Genomic DNA, 26710 nt, shown 5'->3' on the forward strand with positions numbered 1-26710 from the left:
GTCAGCCTCCCTGCTGGGCGCGGTGGCGCCAGATGACCGGGCAGTAGTCGGGGTCCGCGTAGTCCGGCCGCCCGTCGTGGGTGCGGCGGACCAGCACGTCGTGGTTGTACGCGGCGAGCGTCCCGTCGGAGAGCGGATACTCCCGCCAGGCGTTGTCGCCGTCCTGCAGGTGCAGCGAGATCGCCTGCCGGGGGCGACCGCTGACGTTGGGGCCGCTGCCGTGGTAGGTGCGGCAGTGGTGGAAACTCACGTGTCCCTTGGGGATCACCATCGGGATCTTGCGGATCTCCGCGCCGTTGTACGCGGCATTCTCGGCCAGCATCTCCTCCAGCTGGCTGCGGTCCCGGTCGGCGAAGTGCCGCACGACCGTGTCGTCGGCGCCGATCTCGGACCAGCGGTGCGAGCCGTCGACCATGGTGATGGTGCCCATCTCCTGGCCGCAGTCGTGGAAGGGGATGAACGCGGTGAGCATCTTCTCCGACGACGAGGACGCCCAGTAGTGCTTGTCGAAGTGCCACGGCACGATGTTGCTCGGCTCGCCGGAGATCGGCGGCTTGTAGATCAGCGTCGACTGGAAGACGCGGATCTCGTCGGCCTCGGCGAGCCGGGCAGCGACCGCGCCGATCAGCGGCTTGCGCAGGATCGCGCCCAGCCCGTCGTGCTCGTGGTGGACGTAGTCGTTGTGCCGCTGCACCGGCCCCTTGGCGGGCTCCCAGTAGGCGAGCTTCGGTGGGCGCACCGGCAGCCGCCGGTCCCGTTCACCGTCGTAGTAGCGCTGCGCGGCGGCGGCGAGCGCGTCCACCTCGTCGTCGGTGAACAGCTTCTTCGACAGGTACCAGCCGTGCTCGGCGTAGTGCCGCACGTCGTCGTCGGACGGCAGCAGCGCCCGCTCCTGTTCGGTGAGCGTCGAGTCGTACCCGGTCGCGGTCATGCGCCCACCGCCGCGGCCGCGGCCAGTTCCCGCTCCTTGGCCTCGTACAGCGCCTTGATGTTGCCGCTGCCGAAGCCGCTCGCGCCGCGCCGCTCGATCAGCTCCAGGAACAGCGTGCGGCGCACGTGCATCGACTCGGCGAAGATCTGCAACAGCTGCCCGCCGTGATCGGAGTCGACAAGCACCCCCAGCTCGCGCAGTCGTTCCAGCGGTGCGTCCACCCGGCCGACCCGCGCCTCCAGGGCCTCGTAGTAGCTGGCGGGGGTGCCGGCGAAGCGCACCCCGCGCCGGCCCAGCGACTCCACGGCGGCCACGATGTCGTCGGTACGCAGCCCCAGGTGCTGCACTCCCCCACCGGCGTGCTGGTCGAGGAACGCGTCGATCTGCCCCGGCCGGCGGGTCCGGTCCGGCTCCAGCAGCACCACGGTGACCTGCCCGGACGGGCTCTGCACCACCTTGGAGTTCATCCCCTGCCCGTCGACCTCGATGTGCTCCTCGAAGATCTGCGCGAACTCGAACAGCCCCTCGAAGTGCCGGACCGTCTCTTCCAGCTGGCCGGGCGGCACGCAGACCGCCAGGTGGTCGACCTCGGCCAGGACCGGCTTGCCCTCGTCCGCGGTGAACGGCGTCGGTGTGATCACGCCGGGCAGGAAGTCGGCGCGGCTCCCCCGGCGCTGCACCAGGCGGTGCCGCACGTCGGCGAAGCCGTCCACCTCGGCGGTCACCACCTCGGCGTCCGCGCCGGTCAGCGTGGTCGGTGGCGTCACGCCTGTCGCGCCCCGGCCGACCAGCTCGGCGTACGCCTGCTCGACGTCGCCGACCTCGACCGCGACGACAGCGATGCCGTCGCCGTGGCGCTGCACGTACCGGGCCGCCGGATGCTCGGCGCTCAGGCCGGAGGTGAGCAGCAGGCGGATGTCGCCGTGGCAGAGCAGCAGTGAGCGCTGCCCGGCCAGGCCGGTCTCCGGGCCACCCTGGCCGCAGATCTGGAAACCGACTGCGGTGCTGAAGTAGAAGGCCGCCTGTCGGGCGTCACCTACGTAGAGTTCGATGTGGTCGATCCCACGGATGTCCATGTCTCTGTGCCCTTCCCCATGCTTCCCCCGTGTTGCCGTCCGGACGCCCCCCGTCCGGGATGCCGCGTCGCTCACCTCCTCGGCTCGGCGACCCGCGCGAGCAGCAGGCTCACGTTCTGGCCGCCGAACCCGAACGAGTTGGTCAGCGCGTACTCCGGGTCGGCCTTGCGGGGCGTGCCACGGATGTGGTCCGCCGGGCAGGCCGGGTCCGGGTCGTCGAGGTGGTACGTCGGTGGCAGCAGCCCTCGACCGAGCGCCACCGCGGTCACCGCCGCCTCCAGCACCCCGGAGGCGCCGAGCAGGTGGCCGGTGAGCGCCTTGGTGGAGCTGACCGGCACACCGCAGTCGCCGAAGACGTCCCCGAGCGCGGTGGTCTCGGCGATGTCCCCGAGCTTCGTGCCGGTGCCGTGCGCGTTGACGTAGCCGACCGCGGCCGCCGGCACGCCAGAGCTGCGCAGCGCGCCACGGATGCACGCGGCGGCGCCGGCGCCGTCGGGGCGCGGGGCCGTCGGGTGGTACGCGTCGGTGGTCGCGCCGTAGCCGGCCACCTCGGCGTACCCGGTGGCACCGCGTGCGGCGGCGTGCTCGGCACGTTCGACCACCAGCAGCGCCGCGCCCTCGGCCAGCACGAACCCGGAGCGGGACGTGTCGAACGGCCGGCTCGCCCGGGACGGGTCGTCCCCGGCGCGGGCCAGCGCCCGCGCGTTGCCGAAGGTGTCGGCGAAGGTGGGAAACAGCGGCGCCTCGCTGGCCCCGCAGAGCACCACGTCGGCCTCCCCCGCCCGGATCAACCGGACCGCGTCGGCGACCGCCTGCGCGCCGGACGCGCAGGCCGTGCCGACCGACGAGCTGTAGCCCCGGATGCCGTGCGCGATGGCGATCCGCGCCGCCGGCATGTTCGGCAGGATGCCGGTGAGCAGGTACGGGCTGACCGCCGCGCGACCCCGCGCGGCCCGGGCGAGCACCTGGGTCTCCAGGGTCGCCATCCCGCCGACCCCGCCGACGATCACGCCGATCCGGGACTCGTCGACGTCGCGGCCCACCTCGATGCCGGCGTCGGCGAGCGCGTCGGCGGCGGCGAGCAGAGCGAGCACCACGATCCGGTCCAGCACACGGCTCTCCGGCCCGGACACGACGCTGCGCGGGTCGATGTCCGGCAGCAGGCCGGCGACGTCCAGCGACTCGCGCGCCGGATGACCGGCGGGCGGCCGGGTCAGCCCGGAACGGCCGGTGGTCAGCGCGTCGAAGGTCTCCTCGACGCCCCGCCCGACCGGGGTGAACAGGCCCATCCCGGTGATCAGCGCGCTCACGCCGCCACCCCGGATCGCCCGCTCACGACGACGCCTCGGTCAGGTAGCGCTCGCGCAGGGCCACCTTGCGGACCTTGCCGGTGACGGTGACCGGGATGTCGTCCGAGCGCACCGGCACCACCCGGCGCAGCGTGGCGCCGACGTCCGCGCCGAGCGCCGCGCGGACCCGTTCGGTGCGGTCCTGCGCCTCGTCGGCGCCGGCTGCCAACTCCAGCAGCACGTCGGTGACCACACCCCCGGCCCCGGCGACGATCACCACGGTGCAGTCGGTGACGTCCGGGCAGCTGGCGAGGATCTTCTCCTCGGACAGGGCGGTGAAGAACCGCCGGCCGTCTCCGGCGTCGACCGAGTCGACCGCCCGGTCCAGGTGGTAGTAGCGGCCGTCGGCGTCGGCCCGGACCAGGTCGCCGGTGAGGTACCAGCCGCGCTGGCGGAACCGGTGGGTGGTGACCGAGTCGTTCCAGTAGCCCCGGAACAGTGACGGCGAGTCCACGCCCAGGAAACCCACCTCGCCGACCGGCACCGGCTCGCCGTCGGCGTCGAGCACCGCGACCCGGGCGAACTCGTAGGGCCGGCCGATGCAGCGGCCGTACCTGTCGGTGTCGGCGCGGTGGGTGATGTGGAACATGGAGTGCCCCATCTCGCTGGAGCCCAGCCCGTCGATGAAGACCGAGCCGGGCACCCGGGCCACGCCGTCGCGGGTGACGGTGTCCCGCCAGCCGGTCGCGACCAGCCGGCGGATGTGCGGCTCGTGCGAGCAGTCGCCGGTGTTGAACCACAGCCGCACCGAGTCCAGGTCGTAGCCGGACAGGTCGAAGCGGGCCAGCTCGGCCCAGGTGACCGAGAAACCGAACACCCCGTCGGGGCGCCAGCGTTGGATGGCGTCGAGCACCCGCTCGCCGCCCTGCTCGGACAGCAGGAACATCTCCGCGCGGTTGCCCAGCGCCTGGTTGACCATCAGCACGGTGGCGGTGTGCGGTGCGGGCAGCGCGTTGAGGATCCGGCGGGTGCCCTGCGCCTGCGGCATGGTGAGCAGGTGCCGGGTGGCGGCGAAGAGGCTCGCGTGCGAGTGCAGCACCGCCTTGGGCACCCCGGTCGTCCCGGAGGTGTGGGTGATCACGATCGGGTCGTCGCTGTGGTGCCGGTAGTGCGCCGGTGCGGCAGCCGGGTCGCCCGTGCCGGCCCGCGCGGGCGTGCCCAGCAGCGGTACGCCCAGGTCGTGCCCGGCCAGCAGCGCGGTGTGCGCGTCGTCGGCGAGCACACCGACGCCGCGCAGGCGGCGGATGTACTCGGCGGCGATCTCGGGACGGAGCTTGCCGTTCATCAGCGCCGGAATCGCACCGAGCCGGGCCAGCGCCAGGAAGCTCAGCACCATGTCGGCGGCAGCGGTGGCCCAGACGGCGACCGGGTCGCGGGGGCGTACCCCGCGCTCGTGCAGCCAGGCGGCGCGGGCGGTGACCCGCTCGTCGAGCTGGCCGAGCGTGAGCGGTTCGTCCGCCGGGTGCCCGTCGACGGCGGTGTCGAAGGTCAGGCCGGGCCCGTCCGGGTCGGCGCCGTGCGCCAGCACCCGGGCCAGCATGTTGCCCGCGCCCAGCTCGGTGTCGGCGGCCAGTGCGCCGCGCAGTCCCCGTGTCCTCATGGTCGTGCTCCTTCACCCAGCAGCACCGCGACCGCCTCGGTGGACGTGTCGGGCGCCTGTTCGATCAGGACCAGCAACACCTCGTCGGCGTCGCCGTCGTCGCGCAGCAGGGTCGCCTCGGCGGTGCCGTCGGCGTACGGGTCACCGGTCGGGCTGAGGCAGACCACCGGGCCGCGCAGCCCCCAGCGAGCCGCGATGTGCCCGGCGACGCTGTTGGGCACGGACTGGTAGAAGAACAACGGGCCGACCCGCCCGCCGGCCTCGACAGTGGCCCGCACGTGCTCGGCGCTGGCCCGGTCGCCGCTGGCGGTGACCAGCACGATCGCCGTCCGCGTCCCGGCCGGCACCGGTCCCGTGCCGTACCGTCGCCGCAGACACCGCTCGGCGACGGCCACCACGACCGGTGCGAACCCGGAGAACACGAACCCCGGCACGCCCGGCACGTCCCCGTCGCCGGCCTCGGGCCAGCAGGCCCGCGCCAGCTCCCGCATCCCCGCCTGGCGCGCTCGTGCGGTTTCGGTGGTCGTTTCGCGGGCGTCAGCGGATTCGTCGGGACAGAAGGTGCCGGACCGCGGGGAGGTCGGGGTGGTCACGGGGCGCCGACCAGAAGTGCCGTGTTGGCGCCACCGAAGGCGGCGTTGAGGGTCAGGGCGTGCGTCGCCGTCGTCCTCCGGGGACGATCCGTGATGACATCCAGCGGGCACGCCTCGTCCGGGCCCCGCCAGCCGGCGTTGACCGGCAGTTCACCGTGGCGCAGCGCCAGCGCGGTGACCACCAGTTCGAGCAGCCCGGACGCCTCCAACGCGTGCCCGTGCAGGGCCTTGGTGGAGCTGACCGGCACCTGAGCGGCGTACCCGTCGAGGGCCTGGCGCAGCGCCGCCGCCTCCGCGGCGTCGCTCTGCGCGGTGCCGGTGGCGTTGGCGTTGACGTAGCCGACGGCCTGCGGTGACAGCCCGGCCCGACGCAGCGCGGCGCGGACCGCGTGCGCCAGCCCGGTGCCGGACGGGTCCGGCTGGCAGGGGTGGAACGCGTCCCCGGCCCGCCCCCAACCGACCACTGTGGCCACCGGTCCACCGTCCCGTCGACGGGCCGCCGCGCGGGACTCGAGCACCACCGCGGCCACCCCGTCGCCGAGCAGCAACCCCCGTCGGCCGGCGCTGAACGGGCGTACCGCACCGTCGTCGGCGAGAGCCCTGCCGGCGTCGAAGAGCGCGAACTGGTCCGGTTCGACGAGGTAGCCGGCGGCCACCACCGCCCGGTCCAGGTCGCCCCGGGCGATCAGGGCGGCGGCGTCGGCCACCGCCGTGCTCGCCGACACGCAGGCGCTGGTGTAGACGCGGGTCGGCCCGGACAGTCCGGTGCGCAGCGCGAGCTGGCCGGCGAGCGCGGCCGGGGCGGGCCCCGCGCCCGGCGCCGGGCCCCCGTGCACGGCGAGCAGCAACGCGCACCCCGCCCGCCGTACGTCGGTCAGGACGGCCGCCGCGCAGGCCGCGTCGATCGCGGCGGCCAGTTCGTCGGCGAGGGTGCCGACGTCGGGCAGGGTGGCGGCCACGGCGACCCGGCGGCCTGTGGTGTCGAAGCGGCGTACCGGGCCGAACGCCGGCGCACCGGCCAGGACGCCGGCGAGCTGCGCGTCGGCGCCGCGACCGAGGGCGCTGACCGCGTACACACCGGTGAGCTGGGCGACGGGTGGCTCAGCCATCTGCGGTAGCGGTCAGCGACGCCCGGAAGACCGCCAGGGCGTCGTCGACGGTACGGATGCCGGCCAGGTCGTCGTCGGTGAGGTCGAGCCGACGCTCGTAGCGCTGCTCGATGAGGTGCACGAGCCAGGCGAGTTCCATCGAGCCGATCCGGTCGGGGACCTCGGCGGCGGGTTTCGCGGTGAGTTCGGCGAGCATGGTCAGCAGGTCAGCTCGCCCCAGGTCGGGCTGACCGGGCATCAGGCGTTGTCGCTCGTCGCCTCGGCGACACGGTCGGCGACCATCGTGGTGAACTCGCCTACCGTCATGAGGGCCAACTTCTCCGACTCGTCGTCGGCGAACGTCACGCCGTAGCGGTCCTCGACGCGGACGGACAGGTCGGCCAGTGCCAGCGATTCCAGGTCGACGCCGGACGGGCCGAGCGTGGTGTCGTCGTCGAGCCCCTCGACGTCGTAGTTCATGTCGGCGAGCTGCTCGACGACGAAGGCGCGGACCTCGGCTCTCATGGATACCCTCTCTGCGTGGACCAACTGACGGTGTCCGATCGGGACACCGCGTACGTGTGGGTCGGTCGGGACACCGGCGGTCGGCCGGGTCCCGCCGTGCGGTTGCTGCGGCAGGCGGGCGCGGCGTTGCTCGGCCGCGCCGAGGCGGAGGTGGTGCTGGCACACGGCCCCGCCGGCAACCCGGTCGTACGTATCGCCGGGCCGGAGTCCGTCGAGCTGCCGGTCAGCGTCAGCCGCGCCGGTCGGGTCGTGGTGGTCGCCGCCCGTGCGGCCGGCCCGGTCGGCGTGGACGTGGAGCAGGTCCGTGCGCTGCCCGCGCTCGCGCTGGCCCGCCGCTGGTTCCCGCCGGCCGAGCTGGCCTGGCTGGCCGATCGACCCGAGGCCGGCCGGGCGGCCGAGTTCCTGCGGCTGTGGACCGCCAAGGAGGCGGTCGGCAAGGCGCTCGGTGTCGGGCTGCGCGGCGGCGGACTGCTCCGGGAGATGCCTCCGCCCGGCCTGCCGCTGCGTCAGGTGCCCGGCGGCGAGCCCGTGCGGGTCGGTCATCCGGAGCTGGGCGGCGGTCTCGTGCTGGCCGTCGCGGTACGCGCCGAGGCGGGCGTCGAGGTCGCCGTCGAGGTGGTGCAGCGGGCCGGTCCCGCCGTCGACGTGGCGCAGGGGCCCGGTCCCGACGTCGACGTGGCGCAGGGGCCCGGTCCCGACGTCGAGGCCGACGTGGCGCAGTGGCCCGGTCCCGACGTCGAGGTGGTGCAGGGGGCCGGTCCCGACGTCGAGGTGGTGCGGGGGGCCGGTCACGGTGTCGCCGCCGACCGCAGCGCGCCGGTCGAGCGGACCAGCTTGCCGGTGGTGGTGCGGGGCAACGCGTCGAGCAGGCGCAGCACCCGGGGTCGCTTGTAGCCGGCCAACCGCTCGGCGAGGAGCTTGTCGAGCATCTCCTCCGACAGCGGGCCGTCGGGCTGGACGTACGCGGTGATGCCGTCGTCCCACACCACCACGGCGGCGGCCACGCCGGGCAGCTCGGCGACGGTGGCCTCCACCTCGGTGAGGTCGACCTTCATCCCGCCCACCGAGACCTGCGAGTCGAGCCGGCCGCGCACGGTGACCAGCCCGGAGTCGGCGTCGACGGTGCCGGCGTCGCGGGTGTGCAGCCAGCCGTCGGCCCAGCGGGTCGGGTCGCTGAGCCCGACGTACGGCGACGCCGGGCAGGACACCCACAGCTCGCCCTCGGACTCGCGGACCTCGATGCCGGGCGCCGGGGCGATCGACGGCCGGTGTGCTCCGTGCAGGTCGGTGCCGATCACCCCGACCTCGGTCATCCCGTACATGTTGCCCAGCGGCACCCCGTACCGGTCGGTGAACGCCTGTGCGACAGCGGCCGGCACCAGTTCGCCACCGGTGGTCATCCGCCGCAGCTGTGGCAGGGGGCCGGACGGCCGGGTGGAGGCGAGCAGACCGATGTGGAACGGCACACCCAGCACGGTGGCCGGTGTCGGGTCGGCGGCGATCGCGGCCAGCACGGCGTCGCCGCTGAGTCGCTGCGGTGGCACCAGTTCGACTCCGGCGTGCAGGCCGTAGAGCAGTCCGCCGACGAGCCCGAGCACGTGCACCATGGAGGGCAGCAGGATGATGCGTTCGCCGGGCAGCGGTACGCCGTCGATGCGGGTGTAGCGGCCCACCTCGGCGACCAGGTCGGCTGCGGTACGGCCGATCACCTTGGACGGGCCGGTGGAGCCGGAGCTGAGCTGGATCACGGCGTGCCCGCTGACCGCCGGACGGTCGGCGTGGCGGGTGACGCTCTCGGTGACGTCGACGAAGACCTTCAGCGCGCCGCCGGCGGTGCGCAGCGGCGCGATCACCACCTGCGGGGTGAGTCGGGTCAGCGCCCGATCCACCTCGTGGTCGGTCAGCCGGTGGTCGAGCAGGATCGCCTGTGCGCCAGCGCGCCAGGTGGCCAGCAGGTTCACCACGTACGCCAGTGACGGTGGAAGTCGTAGCGCGGCCGCGCCACCGGGGCGCAGGCCGGCAGCGATCAGGCGGTCCTGCGCGGCGGTCACCAGCCGGTGCAGGGTGACCCGGTCGATCGGTTCCGGCAGGCGGAGACAAACGTCGGTCGGATGGCCGGAGAACAGGATGTCGTCCACCCATCCAGGGTCTTCAGCCGTAAGGTTTCCTGTCGATTGATCCATCGCCCTCGCCGTTCAACCCGCAGCACAAAGTAGGGCATAGCAACCGTTTGTGAACAACTTTCTAGGTGCTGACGGAACCCTACGACAGCCGCGCGGAGCATCGCTAGATGCAAATGGCTAGATCAAACAGAGCGCCCGGACCGATTGCCACATACCGGTGCCCACCGTCACGCGGGCCGCCATCCCGGCCTACCGCGCATGATCGACTCGGGTTCCGTGAAGGCGGGGTGTCCGGGCAAGCGGGACACCCCGGCTTCCGGGAACCCGAGTCGATCATGCGCCTCGCGCCGGTACGGCAGCCGCCGTTGGGGATCCACGTCAGGGCCGGTGGACGCAGGGCGGCCACCGCGTGATCAGAGCCGCGCTGTGGGCTGCGGCCGGGGTGCTCCGTCGGGTAGGACGCGTTCGTAGCAGACCGAGTCGTCGGAGCCCACGTACGCGCCGAACAGCGGGATCTCGCGGTAGCCCTCGCGCTCGTAGAAACGGATCGCGTCCGGTTGGGCGGTCCCGGTCTCCAGCCGGACGGTCGTCCAACCACGCTCCCGTGCGGCCTCCTCCAGCCTGCGGAGCAGGTCGGTCGCCACCCCCGAGCCGCGGCTCTCCGGTACCACGTACATCCGCTTCACCTCGACCGTGACCGGGTCGAGGCGGCGCAGCGCGGCGCAGCCGAGTGGTTGGCCGGTGGCGTCGTCGACCGCTACCAGGAACAGGTCGATGTTCTCGGCCGTCGGCGGCGTGCCGGGCTCATGCTCGTCGGTACCGTAGCGGAGGTCGAGTTCGGCTTTCTGCGCCACACGCAACGCCTCGCCCACCGGGTCGGTCCACGGCCGCTGCGTGATGATCCAGGCCATGCCGCTCCTCACCGAGACTCGGTAACAAGCGTTACGGTAACATTCGTTACGACGATGGAGGGGTGAGAGCCGTGTCACCGCCGCCCGCAGACCGAGCGGCCCAGGGCGAGGCGCTGTCGCGCGCGGTCTGGGACGTGCTCGCGCAGCAGGGCCTGGAAAAGCTGACTGTGCGCGCGGTCGCCGCGGCGGCCGGCTGCACGACGGGCCTGGTCATGCACCGCTTCCCGAACCGTCGAGCGCTGCTGCTGCACGCCCGGCAACTGCTGCACGACACCACCCGGCAACGGGTCGAGGCACTCGAGGCCGCGGCCACCTCGCCGCGGGAAGCATTGCGCGCGGTGCTCCGCCAGTGCATGGCGACTGATCCGGAGACGATCACCTGGAGCGTCGTCTGGGTGGGCTTCCTGGCCGCGGCAGTGGCGGACGCCGAACTGACCGACATGCACCGCCGCAACAACCGAGCCTGGCGGCAACGGGTCGAACGACTGGTCGCCGCGGCCGCCCCGGACTGGCCGGTCGACCAGGTCGGCGCGGTCGCCCTGGGGCTGATCGCGATGACCGAGGGCGTCGCGGCTCTCGCCGCCGCGGATCCCGCTGCGTACCCGGCGGATCAGCAGGAACGCATGCTCGACGCCGCCCTGTCGGCCTACGGCCTGAGCTGCTGAGGGGCAGCAGGAACCGGACGGTGGCTGGCGTACTAGTCCGGTCTGATGCTGGCGAGCTGGACGAGCAGTTGAATGAGCCGGTAGACCTCGGCGACGTCAGCGGCGTGGAAGGCGACAGTCCGGCCGCCGCGGACGCGGGTCACACCCGGCACCAGCACCGCGAGGTCGACCATGTACGGGCCGTACAGGTCGACCTCGACGTCCAACGGCCCGGCCATCGTCCACGGGGGAATCGAGGCGCGTCGGGAGATGGCGCCGGCGGCAGCGCGGCGCAGCCGCTCGCGTGCCTCCTGCGGATGGAGGGCCACTGCGGCGGCCTGGCCCAGGGTCTGCTTGACGGCGACGGTGACCGCCGAGGGCACCAGCTCACCGAATTCCGCGCAGGCGGTGTCGTCTCCGCTGAGCAGGACGACCGGAGCGTCCAGGTGCCCAGCCATGGCGGTGTTGAGACCGATCTCGCCCAGCGTCCGCCCCGCCACGCGTACGTCGAGGATCGCGTCGCTCATCGTGTGCGCCAGTACGGCAGGCCCGGCGCCGGCCCGAGCGTGATACCCGATCAACATGACGGCATCCGTGTGCTCGTCCAGCCCCGCCAGCATGCCCAGCGGGCGGGGTTTGCCGCGCACGAGATGAGCACGTCGATCGAGGTCCTCCGGCAGAAGGTTCCGAAACGGTCCGTGCGCGTCGGCGACCCACACCACGGCGTCGGGTGCGGCATCGAGAACGCCGCCGATCACCGCGTTCGCTTCGGCCGTCATCAGGGCACGGCCGCGCTCGTAGTCGTACCGATCCGGATTCGTCTCGGTGGGATGCACGATCCCCGAGATGCCTTCCATGTCAACAGAGATCAGGACCTTCATGACCCCAGGACCCTACGCACCTCCAGCACCTGCGGCGACCCGGACGTACCGGCGCGGACGTGTCCTCTCCAAGGGTTGTCGCCGCGACGTTCGCCGATCGAACCGGTGTTGTGCAGAGGGTGATATGCGAGCGTGCCCCGATGCCGTGGGTACACTCGCCGCGCATGAACGGTTCGGCAAATCAGATCGCGTACTGGGACAGCGTCGGCGCGACCAAGACGTTCACTCATCCGGTCAATCTCACGTGGCTGTCAGGGCTACGGCCGTCCGCGCGGATCTTGGACTTTGGCTGCGGCTACGGCCGGGTCATGGGCGAGTTGGCCGAACACGGCTTCCGCGACGTGTCCGGCGTGGACCCGTCCCCCGCCCTGATCGAGCGGGGCCGTCAGGTGTGGCCCGATCTGCGGTTCGCCGTCCTGGAGTCGTCGCCGGCGCTCGCGTACCCCGCGGCGAGCTTCGATGCCGTCGTGCTGTTCGCGGTACTCACCTGCGTCCCCGACGATGACGCTCAGCGGGCACTGATCGCCGAGCTGAGCCGTGTCCTGGTGCCCGGCGGACTGCTCTACGTCAGCGATCTGCTCCTTCAGGACGACGACGCGCGAAACCGTCAGCGCTACCGCGCACACGCCCAGCGTTTCGGGGCGCCGTACGGGGTCTTCACCACGGACGACGGTGCCGTGTGCCGGCATCACGAGATAACGCACCTGCGTAGTCTGCTCGCCGACTTCGACCTGGCCGAGGAGGACCGGATCGAGGTCGCCACGATGAACGGCCACCGGTCGCAGGCGGTGCAGGTGTTGGGCCGGCGGCGGTGACGGTCACCGCCGCCGGGCGGTTCTAGCGGACCGTGACCTCATCGCGGGCCCGCTCCGGGGTCTGGGCGTGGATGTGGAACCGCAGTGAACGGGCGTCGGTGAAGCACTCCCGCATCGGGCGTACCAGGTCCCGGTGCTCTTCGGTGCGCTCCCAGTTCTCGAAGTCGGCCAGGCTCGCCCACTCGCTGGTGATCAGCCACTGCTCCGGGTCGGTCGACGAGCGGCAGACCTGGTCGACCAGATGCCCCGGTACGCCGTCCGCGACCAGATGCCGGACCTGCTCGTACGCGGCGAGGAACTCGTCGGTGCGGGGCGTCGGCACCCGGACCAGGAAGACCACTCGGGCCCGCTGCTCGCTCATGGCGTCTCTCCCGTCGTCGGCGCGGCCCCCCGCAGGACCAACGCGCTGTTGAATCCGTCGAAGCCCCGCGCGCAGACCAGCGCGAGCCGACTGCGCGGCCGGCGGTGCTCGCGCAGGAAGTCCAGCTCGCACCCGTCGGCCACCTCGTCCGGGCCGGCGGACGCGGGCAGCGTGTCGTGCGCGAACGCGAGCAGCGCGGTCGCCACGTCCAGCGCCGAGCCGCCCTGGTGTGCCCGCCCGGTCAACGGTTTCTGGGTGGTGACCGGGGGCGGCCGGTCGGCGAACACGGCGCGCAGCGCCTGGGCCTCGCTGCGGTCGTACCGGGGCACACCGAGAGCGTCCGGCAGCACCACGTCGATCCCGGCCGCCGCGACACCCGCCCGGTCCAGGGCCAGCCGCATCGCGCGGGCGTACTGGGTCGGGTCGCCGGCGCTGTCGGCAGTGGTGTGCGCGGCGTCGTGGGTCGAGCCCCAGCCGCTCACCTCGCCGTAGATCCGGGCGCCCCGCGACAGCGCGTGCCCCAGCTCCTCCACCACGAACACCGCGCCGCCCTCGGCCGGCAGGTAGCCGCTGGCCGCCGCGTCGAACGGCCGGTACGCCAGCTCCGGGTCGGCGACGTCGCTGAGCAGCCCGGAGCGCAGTTGGCAGGCCAGCGCGTACGGGCTCAGTGGACACTCGGTCGCCCCGGCGATCACCACGGGCGTGCCCCGGCGTACCGCGCGGGCGGCGTGCGCGAGGCTGTCCAGCCCGCCGGCCGTCTCGGCGACCAGCACCCCGCTCGGCCCCTTGAACTGGTGGTGGATGGAGAGCTGCCCGACGCTTGCGGCGTAGAACCAGGCGATCGACTGGTACGCCCCGACGGTGCGCGACGTGCCGCCCCACAGCCGTTGCAGCTCCCGCTGGCCGAACAGGTTGCCCCCGGACGAGCTGGCCAGGGACACCGCGTAGCCGTACGGGTCGGGTGCCCGCTCGGGCAGGCCGGCGTCGGTCAGCGCCAGCCGGGTGGCGGCGAAGCCGAGGTGCGTCCACCTGTCGGTCTGCACCAGCTGCCGGCTGTCGGCGTAGGAGTCGGCCGTGAAGTCGGGGACCTCGCCGCCGAAGCGGGTCGGGTAGCTGGCCGGGTCGAACAGGGTGATCGGCCCGGTGCGCCGGGTGCCGGCCAGCACGGTACGCCAGTGCGCGTCCACGCCGACGCCGCTCGGTGCGACCACCCCGATGCCGGTGACGACCGCCCGGGCGGTGCTCACGCCGCCACCGGGGGGAGCCGACGGAACACCATCGCCGACTGGAAGCCGCCGAACCCGCTGCCTACCGACAGGGCCACGTTGACGGGAACCTCCCGCGCCTCGTTGGGTACGTAGTCCAGATCGCACTCCGGGTCGCGGGTGCTCCAGTTGGCCGTGGGCGGCACGACGCCGAACTCGATCGCGAGGGCGCAGGCGGCCATCTCGATCGACCCGATCGCGCCGAGCGAGTGCCCCACCATCGACTTGATCGAGCTGATCGGCACCCGGTACGCGGCCTGGCCCAACGCCCGCTTGAACGCGGCCGTCTCGTGCCTGTCGTTCTGCCGCGTCCCCGAGCCGTGGGCGCTGATGTAGGAGACCTGCTCCGGGATGATCCGGCCCTGCCGCAACGCGTCGGTGACGGCGAGGCCCATCTCCAGCCCGTCCGGGCGCAGCCCGGTCATGTGGTAGCCGTTGCTGCGGCTCGCGTAGCCGGCGACCTCGCAGTAGACGTGCGCGCCGCGCCGGCGGGCGTGCCCGGCCTCCTCCAGCACCAGCACCGCCGCGCCCTCGGCCAGCACGAACCCGTGCCGGTCCGCGTCGAAGGGACGGGAGGCGTGGGCGGGGTCGTCGTTGTCGGGGCTGGTCGCCTTGATCGCGTCGAACGAGGCGACGGTCACCGGCGAGATCGGCGAGTCCGCCGCGCCGGCCAGCACGATGTCCGCCTCGCCGTCCACGATCAGCTGGTGGGCGTAGCCGATGGCGTCGATGCCCGACGTGCAGCCGGTCGAGACCACCTGCGCCGGACCGTGCAGCCCGTGCCGGCAGGCCACGTCGGCGGCCAGGCTGCTGGGCACCAGCGCCTGGTACAGGTACGGGCCGCCGAGCGCCGCGTCGACCAGCCAACGCCGGCCGTGCTCGCTGACCCGCACGTACTCCTGTTCCAGAGCCATCGTGCCGCCCACTGCGGTGCCGAGCACCACACCGGCGCGGTCCCGCTCGGCGTCGCTGAGCACCAGGCCGGCGTCGGCGATCGCCTCGGTGGAACAGGCGAGCGCGAACTGCACGTACCGGTCGGCGCGGCTCCGTTCGGCGTCGGTGAGCCCCGCGGCGATCGGGTTGAAGTCGCACTCGGCGGCGATCTGGGAGCGGAACGGCGACGGGTCGAAGAAGCTGATCCGCCGGGTGGCCGTACGTCCCTCGGTGATGGTCTTCCAGAAGCGGTCCCGGCTCGCGCCGCCGGGAGCGACCACCCCGATGCCGGTCACCACCGTGCGACGCCCGGTCATCGCGGCACCCCTGTTCGCGACTGCGGGGCTCGCAAACCCGGCCCACTCCTCGCGCTCACGACCCGCCCCGTTGCTCGACCAGCTCGGTGTCGACGTGTCCCAGCTCCGGCCGCGGGGCCAGCGGGCCCAGGTGGAAGACCACCTCGGCCGGCTCGGATCCGGTGTTGCGCAGCCGGTGTCGCACGTTGACCGGCACGAACAGCGCCTCACCCGTGGCGACCTCGGTGGGCTGGTCGTCCAGGTCGACAGTGATCGCGCCACGCGCCACGTACAGGAACTCCTCGCTGTACGGGTGGTAGTGCTCGGCGATCCGCTCCCCCGGCGCGAGGGTGGCCACCCCGAGGAAGCCGGAGGTGCTGCCGACGGTGCGGGGTCCGAGCAGCACCCGCAGTTCGCCGCCGCGCCGCCGGTCGGCAGGTACGTCCGCCGCGGCGATCGGCCGGGTGCCCAGGTCACTCATCGCGGGCCCCCGTCGGCTCGTCGCCGGCAACCGTGCTGTCCTGCGCGGTCGCCGCGCGGCTCTGCTCCTCGCGCTGGCGGGCGATCCGTTCCACCCGGTCCTTGATCACCGCGAGTTGGATGACGCTGTTGGTGTTGATCCGCTCGGTCATCCCGGCGTTGTCGACAGGCGCGGTGGGCTTCATGGCGAAGTCCTGCGTCCAGGTCATCCGGGTGCCGTCGGCCTCCTCGGTGTAGCGCCAGTGGATCCGCATGTACTCGAACGGCCCGGTCTCCACCCGGTGCGCTCGCACCTGCCGGCTGACCGGGTCGGCGGTGCGTTCGCTGACCCAGCTCCACGACACCCCGTTCTCGTCGGGGTACATGGTGAGCCGGAACCGCACGGTGTGCCCGTCGCGGTGCAGGATCTCCACCACTGCGTACTCGGTGAACAGCTCGGTCCAGTTCGCCACGTCGTTGGTGACGTCCCACACCAGCGCGAGCGGCGCGTCGATGACCACGGAGTTCTCGGTGTGCCCGGGCGGGTCGGTGCGCCGGGCGACCAGGTCGGCCACCGCCGGGATGCTCAGCTGCCCGGCCTGCTCGGGGATGCTCACCTGCCACCGGTCGGCGACGACCGCGGAGAGTTCCAGCAGCGCGAGCGAGTCCATGCCCAGTTCCTCAAGTGACGCGGCGGGCGCCCGCGCGGCGGCGTCGGCGTCCAGCCCGCAGTGCGCCACCAGGATGTCGGTGATCTCGGCGGTCATCGGGCGACCATGGGTGACGGTCATCGGGTCCTCCGGTTGGGTACGTCGGGCTCCGCGGCGGGCGCGGCGCGGGGTGTGGGGGTGGCCGTCGACCGCTGCGCGGGCACCGGCGGCGGCGTGGTGAGCAGTCGGTCGACCAGGCCGGTGGTGTAGCGGCCCTTGCGGAACGCGGCGTCGTCGAGCACCCGCCGGACGAACCCGATGGTGGTGTGCACGCCCGGCCCGGCGATGTCGAACTCCTCCAGGGCACGCTCCAGCCGATTGAGCGCCAGCTCCCGGTCGGGCGCCCAGACGATCACCTTGGCCAGCAGCGAGTCGTACCAGGGGCCGACCAGGTAGCCGGCGCTGGCGTGGGTGTCCACGCGGGTGAACGGCCCTCCGGGCGGGGTGAACCGTTCCAGGCGGCCAGGCGTGGGCGCGAAGTCACGCTCGGGGTCCTCGGTGTTGACGCGGCACTCCACGGCGACGCCGTGCAGCCGGATCTCCTCCTGCCGCCACCGCAGCGGCACGCCGGCGGCGATGTGCAGTTGCTCGTGCACCAGGTCGATCCCGGTGACCATCTCGGTGACGGGATGTTCCACCTGGATCCGACAGTTGATCTCCAGGAAGTGGAAGCGTTCCTCGGCGTCCACCAGGAACTCCAGCGTGCCCGCGCCGACGAAGCCGACCTCCAGGGCGCCCCGCAGCGCGGTCTCGGCGATGGTGTCGAGCACGGCGGCGGACAGCGCGGGAGCGGGTGCCTCCTCGACGAGTTTCTGGTGCCGGCGCTGCACCGAGCAGTCGCGGGTGCCCAGGTGCACGCCGTTGCCGTGGGAGTCGCAGAGCACCTGCACCTCGACGTGCCGGGCCTCGGTGAGGTACCGCTCGACGTACACCCGGTCGTCGCCGAAGGCGGCCTGCGCGGCGGCCCGTGTCCGCGCGTACGCCCGGGCGAGCTCGGCCGGGTGGCGCACCACTGTCATCCCCCGGCCCCCGCCACCGGCGGCGGCCTTCACGATGACCGGGTAGCCGACGGCCTCGGCGACCTCGGCCGCCGCGGCGGCGGTCGCCACCGGCGCGACGCTGCCCGCCGGCAGCGGCAGCCCGGCCCGGCTCATGAGGGCCCGGGCCGAGGACTTGTCGGCCAGCGCCGCCATCACCGCCGGCGGCGGGCCGATGAACGTCAGGCCGTTGTCCGCGCAGATCTCGGCGAAGTCGGCGTCCTCGGACAGGAAGCCGTACCCGGGGTGCACGGCCTGCGCGCCCACCTGCCGGGCCGCCTCCATGATCGCTGCGGCGTTGAGGTAGCTGCGCCGGCTCGACGCCGGTCCGATGCGCACGGCCTGGTCGGCGAGGCGTACGGCCGCCGAGTCGGCGTCGGCGGCGGAGTAGACCACCGCCGTGCGCACGCCCAGCTCCCGACACGCCCGCAGCACCCGCAGCGCGATCTCGCCACGGTTGGCGATCAGCACGGTCTCGAACATCGCTCACCCATTCCCGCCGTCAGGCCGGATCCAGCTCGACCAGTGGCTGGTCGTACTCCACCGGCTGGCCGTCCTCGACGAGGATCGCGGCCACCCGCCCGGCCCGGTCGGCGGTCACCTCGTTCATCAGCTTCATCGCCTCGACGATCGCGACCGGCTGGCCGGGGCGGACCAGGTCGCCCACCGCGACGAACGGTCTCGCGCCGGGCTCCGGCGCGCGGTAGAAGGTGCCGACGATCGGCGCCCGGACCGCCGGACGCCCGGGAACCGGCGGCCGGATCAGCGCGGCCGGCGGGCCGGGCACGCCCGCGCCCGCCAAGGGCGGGACGCCGGCCGGTGGCGGTGCCGGGGGTACGTCCGGTCGGGCGGCCGGCTCGTCCGGGTGCCACTGGACCTCCAGCACCGTCGTCCCGCTGCGCAGCCGGATCCGACGCACCGGGCCGGGGAGTTCGGCGAGCAGGTGCCGTGCCTGTCGACGCAGCCCGGCCAGCACCTCCTCGGCGTCCGCGTCGGTCCCCGGTTGCCCGTCCGCCGGCTGACGTCCGGCCGGGAGGACGGCGTCGGCGGGCTCGGGGCCGGTCTGCGCCACGCGCCCGCCGTCCGCGTCGACCCGGCCCTCGTCGGTGCGGGCCCCGGCGTCCGGCCTACCGTTCGAGCTGTCCACCGTGGAGGCCGTGGGCGTGGCGGTCATCGGGCACCCGCCCGGGCACCGGCGCGGGTGGCGCCGAACCGGCGGAACCGCTGCCGGCGCAGGCGGACCAGCATGGCGGGCGGCACGTCCAGCAGCGGCAGCAGGTTCGCCAGCAGCGCGGCGCGCAGCCGTCGGGCGGTCTCTGCAGGGTCGTCGTGGGCGGCCGTCGCCGGTTCGGGGACGATCTCGTCGACGACGCCGAGACGACACAGGTCGGGCGCCGTCAGCCGGAGCGCGCGGGCGGCCTGCGGCGCGGCGGAACGGTCCGGCCAGAGGATTGCGGCGCAGCCCTCCGGGCTGATCACCGAGTACACCGCGTGTTGGAGCATCAGCACCCGGTCGGCGACGGCGAGGGCCAGCGCGCCACCGCTGCCGCCCTCACCGGTGATCACCGCGAGGACGGGGGTGGGCAGCACGGTGAGGGTGAGGATGTTCTCCGCGATGGCGGCCGCCTGGCCCTGCTCCTCGGCGCTGATCCCCGGGTCCGCGCCGGGGGTGTCGACGAGGGTGACCACCGGCAGGCCGAGGCGCGCGGCGAGCCGCATGAGTCGCAGCGCCTTGCGGTGCCCGGCGGGGCTGGCCATCCCGAAGTTGCGGGCGACCAGGTCGGCGGTGGTGTGTCCCTTCTGGTGGCCGATGACCATGACGTGCCGGCCGGCGAACCGGGCGACACCGCCGACGATGGCGGGGCAGTCCCCGCCGAGCCGGTCGCCGTGCAGCTCGACGAACCCGTCGAAGACCGAGTCGAGATAGTCCAGGGTGGTGGGTCGACCCGGGTGGCGGGCCGTGCGCACGGTGTCCCACGCGTCGCGTACCGCAGGTGTCGGGCCGTCGTCGGCCGGCGCGGCCCCGTTGGCCTCCGCCGGCGGGACCGTCGGGGCCGCGCCGGCCAGGCGTTCGTGGTGCCGCGCCGGCTCCTGACGGGGTACGGGTGCCCGCGCCGGACGGCCGGCGCGGGCCGCGGCCAGCAGCGCCGCGAGTCGACCCCGCAGCGACCGGCGCTGCACCACCATGTCCACCTGACCGTGGCGCAGCAGGAAGTCGGCGGTCTGGAACCCCTCGGGCAACGCCCGGCCGGTGACCTGGCGGATCACCCGTGGTCCGGCGAAACCCATCCGGGCGCCGCTCTCGGCGAGCACCAGGTCGGTGTTGGTGGCGAACGACGCCGCCACCCCGCCGTAGGTCGGGTCGGTGAGCACGCTGACGGTGAGCAGACCCGCCTCGCGCAGCGCGGCGATGGCCTGGCTGACCGTGGCCATCTGCATCAGCGACAGGGCACCCTCCTGCATCCGCGCCCCACCGGACGCGGTGACCAGGATCAGTGGCAGGCGATCGTCAAGCGCTTGCTCGGCGGTTCGGGTGATGAGCTCACCCACCGCGCAGCCGAGGCTGCCGCCGAGGAAGCGGAAGTCCATCACGGCCAGGGCGGCCGGTTGTCCGCCGATGGTGGCGGTGCCGCACAGGACCGCCTCGGCCAGGCCCGTGCTGACCCGCGCGGCGCTGAGCCGGTGCGGGTAGGGCAGCACGTCGACGAAGTCGAGCGGGTCCGCCTCGCTCGGCCGGTCGGGCAGGAGGCGCAGGGAGCCCGGGTCCACGAGCTGGCGCAGTCGTTCCGGGGCGCCGAGCCGGGTGTGTTCACCGCACTCCGGGCAGACGTCCAGGTTGCGGCGCAGCCGCTTGCGGTAGAGCAGGCTCGCACAGCCGGCGCAGCGGGACCAGAGTTGCTCCGCGGGCCCGGCGGTGGCGGTCACGAGCGCCCTCCGGCGTCCGGGGCGTCGAAGCGGTAGAAGCAGTGCGCCATCGCGTCGCGCGGTGAGCGCCAGGTCGGCAGGTACGGCGAGACGTACGGCCGCAGCCGCTCGCTGACCCGGACGAACTCGGGGTGACCACGGGCGGACTCCACCGCCTCTTGCGCCGGATGCTCGGTGTCGAGCAGGTGCACGTAGAGGTCGTGCAGTCGGTACAGCGCGCGGTGCCGGACGCCGACCAGGCGCGGCAGCTCGGTCGCGTCCGACTCGGCGAAGATGTCCGCGACCTGTTCCTCGGCGGTCGGTACGACCTTCGCGACGATCAGCGATCGCTCCATGGCTGGGCCTCCCCCCACGGCGTCCGGGCCGGCCGGTGAACCTCCGGTCGCGCTGGACGACTGCCGCCACGATGCGGCAGTCGTCGTCACGGCGGCGTCACCGCGACGAACCGACCGTCGACGCTGCACGGTGACGCTGCGTTGACGCAACCTGTGTATGAGCTATGCGTCCCATGCGTGCATCCCGAGCCAAAGGAATGACGTTTTACCAGTTCAGAACCGATCTCACGGTTGCCCCCAGTCGAGGGAAGGCCAACATCGGCGTTGACTCACCGTGACCATTATTGATAATCTTCACGGTGGTCAGCCCGGCGGCTCCGGCGGGCGGTGCCGCGTCTTCACAGCCGTGGTCGCATTCCATCGACGGGGTCGACGGTGGCGAGGCGGCAGCCGATCCGGGACACAGCAGACAGTCGGGACGAGCGTTCCGCAGGGGGTGCCGCCGTGGCCGTTGAGCCGTCCGTGCCGACCGCCGCAGGTCCCGGCGAGGCCGACCTTGCACTGCATCTGCTCGGCGGCTTCCGGCTCCTGCACGCCACCGCGCACATCGTGGTGCCACGCGGCCTGCAACGGGTGATCGCGCTGATCGGGCTGCGTCCCGGCGCCACCCGCAGCCAGCTGGCCGGGCTGCTCTGGCCCGACGTGTCGGAGGAGCGGGCGCTGTCGTCGCTGCGTACCGCGCTGTGGCGGCTGCGGCAGGACCCGTGCTGCCCGATGGTCGTGGCCGGCGACACGGTCCGACTGGCCCCGGCGGTACGGCTCGACGTCGACGACCTCGTCCAGACGGCCGCCCGCGTCCGCAACGGCGACGACCCGCGGACCACCGCCGGCGCGCTCGCCGCCGGCCGGCACGACCTGCTGCCCGGCTGGTACGACGACTGGGTCCTGCTGGACCGGGAACGGTTGCGACAACTGCGCCTGCACATGCTGGAGCAGGTGGCCGCGCAGCACCTCGCGGCGGGCCGGCACGGCGAGGCGCTGGAGGCCGCGTTGGAGGCGATGGCCGCCGAGCCGCTGCGCGAGACGCCCCACCGACTGGTGGTGCGTATCCATCTCGCCGAGGGCAACGCCTTCGAGGCGGTGCACGCCTTCTACGTCTACCGCGACCTGTTGCGCCGGGAGCTGCGCCTGGAGCCCAGCCCGGCGATGAGCGCCCTGCTCGACGACACGCTCGCCCCGATCCGGGCGGCCACCCGCCCCGCGACCGTCGGCCCGGTGACCGCCGCCCGGCCGTCACCGGCCGGGCGGCCCACGTGACGGTGACGTGACACACCCTGCGGCACGGTGGGCACAACGAGCACGTGACCACCGGCCCACGGGTCGGGACCGGCCACCGGCGGAAGGGTTCCCATGAGTCGTCTACTGATCGTCAGCCGGATCATCCCGGGCGCGGAGGAGCGGGTCGCCCAGATCTTCGCCGAGTCCGACGCCACCGAACTACCGGGTCTGACCGGCGTCACGCACCGGTCCCTGTACTGCCTGCACGACGTGTTCGTGCACCTCATCGAAACCTCGGACGTCGACCCGGGCGCCCTCGCCGCAGCCCGCAACCACCCGCTCTTTGCGCAGGTGAACGAGCGGCTCGCGGCCCACACCTCGCCGTACCTGTCGACCTGGCGCTCCCCCCGCGACGCCATCGCCGACTGCTTCTACCGCTGGGACGCGGCCGACGTGGCAGCGCCCCACCCGGCCGGCTGACATGTCCGCCGCCGGACCGCACGTCCTGATCATCGGCGCCGGCACCGGAGGTCTGTGCCTCGCGCACGGGCTGCGCCGCGCCGGGATCAGCGTCGCCGTCTACGAACGCCACCGCAACAGCGCCGAAGGGCTGCTCGGTTACCGGGTGGGCATCGGCCCCACCGGCAGCCTGGCGCTGCGCGAGTGCCTGCCGCCGAAGCTGTTCGCCACGTTCCTGGCCACCTGCGCCCGACCGCCGAGCTACTTCAACGTCGTCACCCAGCGACTGCGCCAGACCGCCTCGTTCGAGTTGCGGCCGGCCGTCGACCCGGTGCACACCGAACACTCGGTGGCCCGGATGGTGCTGCGGCAGGTGCTGCTGACCGACCTGGGCGACGTGGTGCGCTTCGACAAGACCTTCGTCCGGTACGAGCAGCACGACGACGGCACGGTCACCGCGCACTTCGCCGACGGGACCAGCGCCACCGGCGACCTGCTGGTGGCGGCGGACGGCACACACTCGGCGGTCCGCCGCCAGTACCTGCCACACGCGGTGACCCGCGACGCCGGCACCATCAACATCGCCACCCGCATTCCGCTGACGGCGCAGACCCGCGACCTCGTACCCGAACGGGTCCGCAAGGGCATCTCGCTGATCTTCGGCGCCGGCGGGACCATGGGTGTGCTGCACGTGATGGAGTTCAAGTGGGACGCCGACCGGGCGATCAAGCCGGGCGTCAGCGACGACGACGCCGCCCTGCTGCGGGCCTGGTCCGGCCTGTCGGCGCAGACCAGCGCCGACTACATCAACCTGATCATCTGGAGCACGGCCCGCCGCTTCCCGGCCGACGTGCTGCAACGTCGAGGTGCGGACCTGATCCGCGTCGCCCTGGACCTCACCCCCAACTGGCATCCGCACCTGCGGGAACTGTTGCGGATGAGCGATCCGGACAGCGCCCTGCCGATCAAGGTGAGCACGTCCGAGCCGACGCCACCCTGGAAGAGCAGCACGGTCACCCTGCTCGGCGACGCCATCCACACCATGACGCCGGGGCGTGGGGTGGGCGCGAACACCGCGCTGCGCGACGCACGCCTGCTCTGCAAGCACCTCACCCGCGCCGCCGCCGGGGACAAGACGCTGGTGCAGGCGGTCGCGGACTACGAGGCCGCCATGGTGCCGTACGGCTTCGCGCGGGTCGCCGACTCGCTGCACCGCAGCGGCACCAGCGGCGACGACCGGATGTACCGGCCGGTGGTGGGCCGACTCGCGCTGCTCGGTGCGCGCGGCTACTTCGGAGTGACCAGCCGGGTGCCCCCACTGCGGCGCCGCTTCGTCGACGACTTCCACACCTACGAGGGCGACCAGGACTGAACGCGGCACCACCGACCCGGGCACGGCGACCGCGCCGGCCCGGGTCGCTTCGTGTGCGGGGTCCGGCCCTGCGTCGTCGCGCGCATCGGTGGCGTGGCCGCTGCCTGTCGCGTCCTGTCGGGGCTGCGACGCTGCGTCACCCGCCAGGCACCCCACGGGATGACCGTCCCGACGGCCGGTCCTCTCTGTCGTCGGCAAAGCGCGTGTGCAAAGCTGCGGCGAGTTTTTCTCGTGACTTATTCGACGAGCAGAGAGGGAGGTTCGCCGTGGAGTGGTCTATCGGACACTCGCTGATAGTGGTACTGGCGTTGTTGCTGGGCCTGGCCGCCGGATGGTTGCTGCGCGGCCGGCAGGACACGCGGGCCAGCGGGCGGGGTCAGTCGATCGTGGACGGTGACCCCGTCGCCGGCCTGGCCGTGATCGACGCTCCGGTGCCGCCGGCCGCCACCGACGAGTCCACCCCGGCGGCGGCCGTGGACGCTCCCCCGGCCGCGGTCAGCGAGGAGCCGGTCCCGGTCGACACGGTCAGCGCACCGGCCGCGGTGACCACGCGTGACGACTCCGCCCCGGACGCCGTCGACACAAGCGACATGGCCCTCACCGACGCGCCGCCGCCCGCCCCCGAGCGGACCGGCGCGGTCGACGAGGTGCCCGCGTTCACGACGGACCCCGAGCCGGTAGCGGTCGACGAGCAGCCCGCCCCGGCGACCGTGATCGCCCCGCGCCAGCCGATGGACGACAGCACCGACACCCTGCCGTCCGAGGCGTCCCACGCCGAGGTGACCCCGGCGGAGGTCCCGCGGGCGGAGACCGGCCCGGCCGAGACCACCGACGTCGCGACCAGCGATGTCGCGACCAGCGATGTCGCGACCAGCCCGGCCGAGACCACCGACGCCGAGACCAGCCCGGCCGCGACCAGCCCGGCGGACACCACCGACGCCGGGAACGACCCGGCGGAGGCCCCGCAGACCGAGACCACGTACGCCGAGGCCACCCCGGCCGAGGCGGCGCCGGCGGTCGCGGCGGTCGCGTCCTCGGCGGACGTCGAGGACGTCGAGCCGGTGCGGGCCGCCCCGCCGGTGCGGACGGCCGACACCACGGCGACGCAGGTCGACACCGAGCCGACGGGCCCGGCGGACGACTTCCGCCGGATCCAGGGGGTCGGGCCGAAGATGGCGGCCGCCCTGCAGGCGGCCGGCGTACGCACCTACCGCCAGCTCGGCGAGCTGGACGAGCCGGCGCTGCGCGACCTGATCCGGGCCGCCGGTCTGCGTGCGGCACCCGCACTGGCCACCTGGCCGCAGCAGGCGCGGGTGCTGGCCGGCGCCGGTGACCAGGCGACAGCGGTGTTGCCGGGCGGCAGCCAGGGCTGAGTGCCGACAGCGAACCCCCGGGACCGCCCGTCTTCTCGACGGTCGGGCCCGGGGGTTCCGTCGTTTCGGCGGAGCGGACGGGGCCCCTCCCCGGTCGGGGGACGGCTGGACGAATCCCCACTGGCGCGGCCGGCCGCCGGCTAGCGTCGGTCAAGGTGGGCCGGACGGCTCGCCGAGTCCACCGGCACCGCGGGAGCGATCGTGCAGTACTCCGCGCCGGAGCCCGGGCACCGCAAGACCCGACCGCCGGTGCGCGACCCGGACGCCCCCCGCCGGGTGACGCTGCTCGAACTCTTCTTCGACCTGGTGTTCGTGGTCGCGCTCGCCCTCATCTCGCGGGGCATGGTCAACCAGCTCGACTGGCATCGGGCCGGTCAGTCGTTGATCCTGCTGGCCGCCGTCTGGTGGACGTGGGCGATCACCACCCTCGTCACCGACCTGTACGACCCGGAACGCACCGAGATCAAGCTGCTGATCAGCGCCGTCATGTTCGGCGCCCTGCTGATGACCACCGCGATCCCGGAGGCGTTCGGCGCACGGGGAATCGTCTTCGCCGCCACGTACGTGACCATCCACCTCGGGCGCGGGCTGTTCCTGATGCCTGCCGTGCGCCGGGAACCGCAGACCCAGCGCAGGGCGGTGCGCATCTTCGTCTGGTTCGCGGTGTCGGCGATCCCCTGGATCATCGGGGCGTACGTCAGCGGCGACGCCCGGCTGGCGTGCTGGGCCATCGCGCTCGCCATCGACTACAGCGGCTTCCGGCTCGCGTACCCGGTGCCCGGGTTGGGAGCGGTGCCGGAGCCGCAGCGCAACGTCACGGCCGAGCACCTCTCCGAGCGGTACCAGCAGTTCTTCATCATCGCCCTCGGCGACTGCATCCTGACCATCGGCACCATGTTCAACCTGTCCCACTCCGAGGCGCAGAACATCGCGTCGTTCGCCGTGGCGTTCGCGACCACCCTGGTGCTCTGGCGGATCTACGTCCACAAGTCCGGCCAGCTGCTGCCGACGGCGATCAAGATGTCCGGAGCGCCGGGCCGGTTCCTGCTCACCGCGCCGTACACCCACCTGCTGATGATCGCCGGGGTGGTGGTCACGGCCTCCGGGTTCGACCTGGTGCTGCACGACGACCCCGGCCGTACGCCGCCGGCCTGGGCGGCGGTGATCCTCGGCGGCCCGGCGCTGTTCCTGGTCGGTCGGTCCTCATTCGAGTACGAAGTGTTCAGCCGGGTGTCGCCGTCGCGGGCCGGCGGTCTCCTGGCGTTGCTGACGATCGCACCGGGGGTGCTGTACCTGCCGCCGTTGTGCGCCTCCCTCGGCGCCCTGCTGGTGCTGGTCGGCGTCGCGTACGCCGACTACCGCCGCAGTCGCGGCAAACCGCCGGAAGCTCCCGCTCCGCCGCACTGAGCCCCCGCGCCGGGCACCACCCGG

At 73.2% G+C, this 26710-nt stretch carries 27 protein-coding genes and 1 pseudogene; 8 read left to right on the forward strand and 20 right to left on the reverse strand.

The annotated features are described in order from the left end of the window. Nucleotide 1: 1 nt before the first annotated feature. From AB0B97_RS25230 to AB0B97_RS25265, 8 genes are all read right to left on the reverse strand, one after another. Complete coding sequence (locus tag AB0B97_RS25230) at nt 2–931, reverse strand: phytanoyl-CoA dioxygenase family protein (protein WP_357496948.1); 930 nt, start codon at nt 929–931, stop codon at nt 2–4. Further along, nucleotides 928–2007, reverse strand: a complete 1080-nt coding sequence (hppD, locus tag AB0B97_RS25235; RefSeq protein WP_357496950.1) for a 4-hydroxyphenylpyruvate dioxygenase — start codon at nt 2005–2007, stop codon at nt 928–930. Before hppD ends, AB0B97_RS25230 begins: the two co-directional genes overlap by 4 nt. A gap of 71 nt (nt 2008–2078) precedes the next feature. Beyond that, nucleotides 2079–3317, reverse strand: a complete 1239-nt coding sequence (locus AB0B97_RS25240; RefSeq protein WP_357496952.1) for a beta-ketoacyl-[acyl-carrier-protein] synthase family protein — start codon at nt 3315–3317, stop codon at nt 2079–2081. A 22-nt stretch (nt 3318–3339) separates the two neighbouring features. Beyond that, nucleotides 3340–4956, reverse strand: a complete 1617-nt coding sequence (locus AB0B97_RS25245) for a class I adenylate-forming enzyme family protein (RefSeq protein WP_357496954.1) — start codon at nt 4954–4956, stop codon at nt 3340–3342. After that, complete coding sequence (locus AB0B97_RS25250) at nt 4953–5447, reverse strand: beta-ketoacyl synthase chain length factor (RefSeq protein ID WP_357496956.1); 495 nt, start codon at nt 5445–5447, stop codon at nt 4953–4955. The genes AB0B97_RS25245 and AB0B97_RS25250 overlap by 4 nt, the downstream gene beginning before the upstream one ends. 98 nt (nt 5448–5545) lie before the next feature. Further along, the gene (locus AB0B97_RS25255) at nt 5546–6658 is read right to left on the reverse strand and encodes a beta-ketoacyl synthase N-terminal-like domain-containing protein (protein ID WP_357496958.1); all 1113 of its coding nucleotides are present in this window, start codon (nt 6656–6658) and stop codon (nt 5546–5548) included. Beyond that, a complete protein-coding gene (locus tag AB0B97_RS25260) occupies nt 6651–6896 on the reverse strand; it encodes an acyl carrier protein (protein WP_357496960.1) in 246 nt (81 codons plus the stop codon). The genes AB0B97_RS25255 and AB0B97_RS25260 overlap by 8 nt, the downstream gene beginning before the upstream one ends. Next, entirely contained in the window at nt 6896–7162 is a 267-nt protein-coding gene (locus AB0B97_RS25265; RefSeq protein WP_354862635.1) for an acyl carrier protein, read from the reverse strand. The genes AB0B97_RS25260 and AB0B97_RS25265 overlap by 1 nt, the downstream gene beginning before the upstream one ends. A 15-nt stretch (nt 7163–7177) precedes the next feature. Here AB0B97_RS25265 and AB0B97_RS25270 point away from each other — a divergent pair, with 15 nt between their 5' ends. Further along, nucleotides 7178–8056, forward strand: coding sequence for a 4'-phosphopantetheinyl transferase superfamily protein (locus AB0B97_RS25270; protein WP_357496962.1), 879 nt, complete (start codon nt 7178–7180; stop codon nt 8054–8056). On the opposite strand, the gene AB0B97_RS25275 is transcribed toward AB0B97_RS25270, so the two are convergent. Beyond that, a complete protein-coding gene (locus AB0B97_RS25275) occupies nt 7951–9345 on the reverse strand; it encodes a class I adenylate-forming enzyme family protein (protein ID WP_357496964.1) in 1395 nt (464 codons plus the stop codon). The two genes, AB0B97_RS25270 and AB0B97_RS25275, sit on opposite strands and share 106 nt — an antisense overlap. A gap of 353 nt (nt 9346–9698) precedes the next feature. Continuing rightward, the gene (locus AB0B97_RS25280) at nt 9699–10196 is read right to left on the reverse strand and encodes a GNAT family N-acetyltransferase (protein WP_357496966.1); all 498 of its coding nucleotides are present in this window, start codon (nt 10194–10196) and stop codon (nt 9699–9701) included. Between the two features lie 62 nt (nt 10197–10258). Here AB0B97_RS25280 and AB0B97_RS25285 point away from each other — a divergent pair, with 62 nt between their 5' ends. Further along, nucleotides 10259–10861, forward strand: a complete 603-nt coding sequence (locus AB0B97_RS25285) for a TetR/AcrR family transcriptional regulator (RefSeq protein WP_234587085.1) — start codon at nt 10259–10261, stop codon at nt 10859–10861. A gap of 32 nt (nt 10862–10893) precedes the next feature. Here the strand turns inward: AB0B97_RS25285 and AB0B97_RS25290 are convergent, their stop codons facing one another. Beyond that, complete coding sequence (locus AB0B97_RS25290; protein WP_357496968.1) at nt 10894–11721, reverse strand: M55 family metallopeptidase; 828 nt, start codon at nt 11719–11721, stop codon at nt 10894–10896. Nucleotides 11722–11885: 164 nt separating this feature from the next. Between AB0B97_RS25290 and AB0B97_RS25295 the strand changes: the two genes are divergently transcribed. Then, nucleotides 11886–12536, forward strand: coding sequence for a class I SAM-dependent methyltransferase (locus AB0B97_RS25295; protein ID WP_357496970.1), 651 nt, complete (start codon nt 11886–11888; stop codon nt 12534–12536). A gap of 22 nt (nt 12537–12558) precedes the next feature. Here the strand turns inward: AB0B97_RS25295 and AB0B97_RS25300 are convergent, their stop codons facing one another. The 9 genes from AB0B97_RS25300 to AB0B97_RS25340 form a co-directional block, all read right to left on the reverse strand. Continuing rightward, a complete protein-coding gene (locus tag AB0B97_RS25300; protein ID WP_357496972.1) occupies nt 12559–12897 on the reverse strand; it encodes an antibiotic biosynthesis monooxygenase family protein in 339 nt (112 codons plus the stop codon). After that, the gene (locus AB0B97_RS25305; protein WP_357496974.1) at nt 12894–14144 is read right to left on the reverse strand and encodes a beta-ketoacyl synthase N-terminal-like domain-containing protein; all 1251 of its coding nucleotides are present in this window, start codon (nt 14142–14144) and stop codon (nt 12894–12896) included. The genes AB0B97_RS25300 and AB0B97_RS25305 overlap by 4 nt, the downstream gene beginning before the upstream one ends. Next, nucleotides 14141–15412 carry a beta-ketoacyl-[acyl-carrier-protein] synthase family protein gene (locus tag AB0B97_RS25310; protein ID WP_357496976.1) on the reverse strand — a complete coding sequence of 424 codons (1272 nt, stop codon included), beginning with the start codon at nt 15410–15412 and terminating at the stop codon, nt 14141–14143. The genes AB0B97_RS25305 and AB0B97_RS25310 overlap by 4 nt, the downstream gene beginning before the upstream one ends. 55 nt (nt 15413–15467) lie before the next feature. Next, entirely contained in the window at nt 15468–15872 is a 405-nt protein-coding gene (locus AB0B97_RS25315) for a cupin domain-containing protein (protein ID WP_357496978.1), read from the reverse strand. Next, nucleotides 15865–16641, reverse strand: coding sequence for an SRPBCC family protein (locus AB0B97_RS25320; RefSeq protein ID WP_357496980.1), 777 nt, complete (start codon nt 16639–16641; stop codon nt 15865–15867). Before AB0B97_RS25320 ends, AB0B97_RS25315 begins: the two co-directional genes overlap by 8 nt. Further along, on the reverse strand, nt 16638–18080 hold the full coding sequence (locus AB0B97_RS25325; RefSeq protein WP_357496982.1) for an acetyl-CoA carboxylase biotin carboxylase subunit: 1443 nt from the start codon (nt 18078–18080) through the stop codon (nt 16638–16640). Before AB0B97_RS25325 ends, AB0B97_RS25320 begins: the two co-directional genes overlap by 4 nt. Before the next feature lie 19 nt (nt 18081–18099). Continuing rightward, nucleotides 18100–18573 carry a biotin/lipoyl-containing protein gene (locus tag AB0B97_RS25330; RefSeq protein WP_357497343.1) on the reverse strand — a complete coding sequence of 158 codons (474 nt, stop codon included), beginning with the start codon at nt 18571–18573 and terminating at the stop codon, nt 18100–18102. Between the two features lie 194 nt (nt 18574–18767). Beyond that, nucleotides 18768–20522, reverse strand: coding sequence for an acetyl-CoA carboxylase carboxyltransferase subunit alpha (locus AB0B97_RS25335; protein WP_357496984.1), 1755 nt, complete (start codon nt 20520–20522; stop codon nt 18768–18770). Beyond that, complete coding sequence (locus AB0B97_RS25340; RefSeq protein WP_234587057.1) at nt 20519–20857, reverse strand: TcmI family type II polyketide cyclase; 339 nt, start codon at nt 20855–20857, stop codon at nt 20519–20521. Before AB0B97_RS25340 ends, AB0B97_RS25335 begins: the two co-directional genes overlap by 4 nt. Nucleotides 20858–21301: 444 nt before the next feature. Here AB0B97_RS25340 and AB0B97_RS25345 point away from each other — a divergent pair, with 444 nt between their 5' ends. From AB0B97_RS25345 to AB0B97_RS25365, 5 genes and pseudogenes are all read left to right on the forward strand, one after another. Next, nucleotides 21302–22114, forward strand: a complete 813-nt coding sequence (locus tag AB0B97_RS25345) for a BTAD domain-containing putative transcriptional regulator (RefSeq protein ID WP_234587055.1) — start codon at nt 21302–21304, stop codon at nt 22112–22114. A gap of 93 nt (nt 22115–22207) precedes the next feature. Beyond that, nucleotides 22208–22555 carry a TcmI family type II polyketide cyclase gene (locus AB0B97_RS25350; protein ID WP_357496987.1) on the forward strand — a complete coding sequence of 116 codons (348 nt, stop codon included), beginning with the start codon at nt 22208–22210 and terminating at the stop codon, nt 22553–22555. 1 nt (nt 22556) lies between these two features. Continuing rightward, nucleotides 22557–23906, forward strand: coding sequence for an NAD(P)/FAD-dependent oxidoreductase (locus tag AB0B97_RS25355; RefSeq protein WP_357496989.1), 1350 nt, complete (start codon nt 22557–22559; stop codon nt 23904–23906). Between the two features lie 1136 nt (nt 23907–25042). Next, nucleotides 25043–25279: pseudogene (locus tag AB0B97_RS25360) on the forward strand (hypothetical protein); the annotation flags it as partial. Between the two features lie 201 nt (nt 25280–25480). Further along, nucleotides 25481–26686, forward strand: a complete 1206-nt coding sequence (locus tag AB0B97_RS25365) for a low temperature requirement protein A (RefSeq protein ID WP_357496991.1) — start codon at nt 25481–25483, stop codon at nt 26684–26686. Nucleotides 26687–26710 lie beyond the last annotated feature (24 nt).

Source organism: Micromonospora sp. NPDC049004 (assembly GCF_040649315.1).
Taxonomy (GTDB): domain Bacteria; phylum Actinomycetota; class Actinomycetes; order Mycobacteriales; family Micromonosporaceae; genus Micromonospora.

Bases quoted from the DNA above. Each gene is read 5' to 3' on its own strand.
- AB0B97_RS25355 (WP_357496989.1), top strand. From the start codon at position 22,557: ATGTCCGCCGCCGGACCGCACGTCCTGATCATCGGCGCCGGCACCGGA.
- AB0B97_RS25280 (WP_357496966.1), bottom strand. From the start codon at position 10,196: ATGGCCTGGATCATCACGCAGCGGCCGTGGACCGACCCGGTGGGCGAG.
- AB0B97_RS25340 (WP_234587057.1), bottom strand. From the start codon at position 20,857: ATGGAGCGATCGCTGATCGTCGCGAAGGTCGTACCGACCGCCGAGGAA.
- AB0B97_RS25230 (WP_357496948.1), bottom strand. From the start codon at position 931: ATGACCGCGACCGGGTACGACTCGACGCTCACCGAACAGGAGCGGGCG.
- AB0B97_RS25300 (WP_357496972.1), bottom strand. From the start codon at position 12,897: ATGAGCGAGCAGCGGGCCCGAGTGGTCTTCCTGGTCCGGGTGCCGACG.
- AB0B97_RS25255 (WP_357496958.1), bottom strand. From the start codon at position 6,658: ATGGCTGAGCCACCCGTCGCCCAGCTCACCGGTGTGTACGCGGTCAGC.
- AB0B97_RS25265 (WP_354862635.1), bottom strand. From the start codon at position 7,162: ATGAGAGCCGAGGTCCGCGCCTTCGTCGTCGAGCAGCTCGCCGACATG.
- AB0B97_RS25275 (WP_357496964.1), bottom strand. From the start codon at position 9,345: ATGGATCAATCGACAGGAAACCTTACGGCTGAAGACCCTGGATGGGTG.
- AB0B97_RS25295 (WP_357496970.1), top strand. From the start codon at position 11,886: ATGAACGGTTCGGCAAATCAGATCGCGTACTGGGACAGCGTCGGCGCG.
- AB0B97_RS25310 (WP_357496976.1), bottom strand. From the start codon at position 15,412: ATGACCGGGCGTCGCACGGTGGTGACCGGCATCGGGGTGGTCGCTCCC.
- AB0B97_RS25250 (WP_357496956.1), bottom strand. From the start codon at position 5,447: ATGCGGGAGCTGGCGCGGGCCTGCTGGCCCGAGGCCGGCGACGGGGAC.
- AB0B97_RS25350 (WP_357496987.1), top strand. From the start codon at position 22,208: ATGAGTCGTCTACTGATCGTCAGCCGGATCATCCCGGGCGCGGAGGAG.
- AB0B97_RS25260 (WP_357496960.1), bottom strand. From the start codon at position 6,896: ATGCCCGGTCAGCCCGACCTGGGGCGAGCTGACCTGCTGACCATGCTC.
- AB0B97_RS25320 (WP_357496980.1), bottom strand. From the start codon at position 16,641: ATGACCGTCACCCATGGTCGCCCGATGACCGCCGAGATCACCGACATC.
- AB0B97_RS25245 (WP_357496954.1), bottom strand. From the start codon at position 4,956: ATGAGGACACGGGGACTGCGCGGCGCACTGGCCGCCGACACCGAGCTG.
- AB0B97_RS25315 (WP_357496978.1), bottom strand. From the start codon at position 15,872: ATGAGTGACCTGGGCACCCGGCCGATCGCCGCGGCGGACGTACCTGCC.
- AB0B97_RS25290 (WP_357496968.1), bottom strand. From the start codon at position 11,721: ATGAAGGTCCTGATCTCTGTTGACATGGAAGGCATCTCGGGGATCGTG.
- hppD (WP_357496950.1), bottom strand. From the start codon at position 2,007: ATGGACATCCGTGGGATCGACCACATCGAACTCTACGTAGGTGACGCC.
- AB0B97_RS25325 (WP_357496982.1), bottom strand. From the start codon at position 18,080: ATGTTCGAGACCGTGCTGATCGCCAACCGTGGCGAGATCGCGCTGCGG.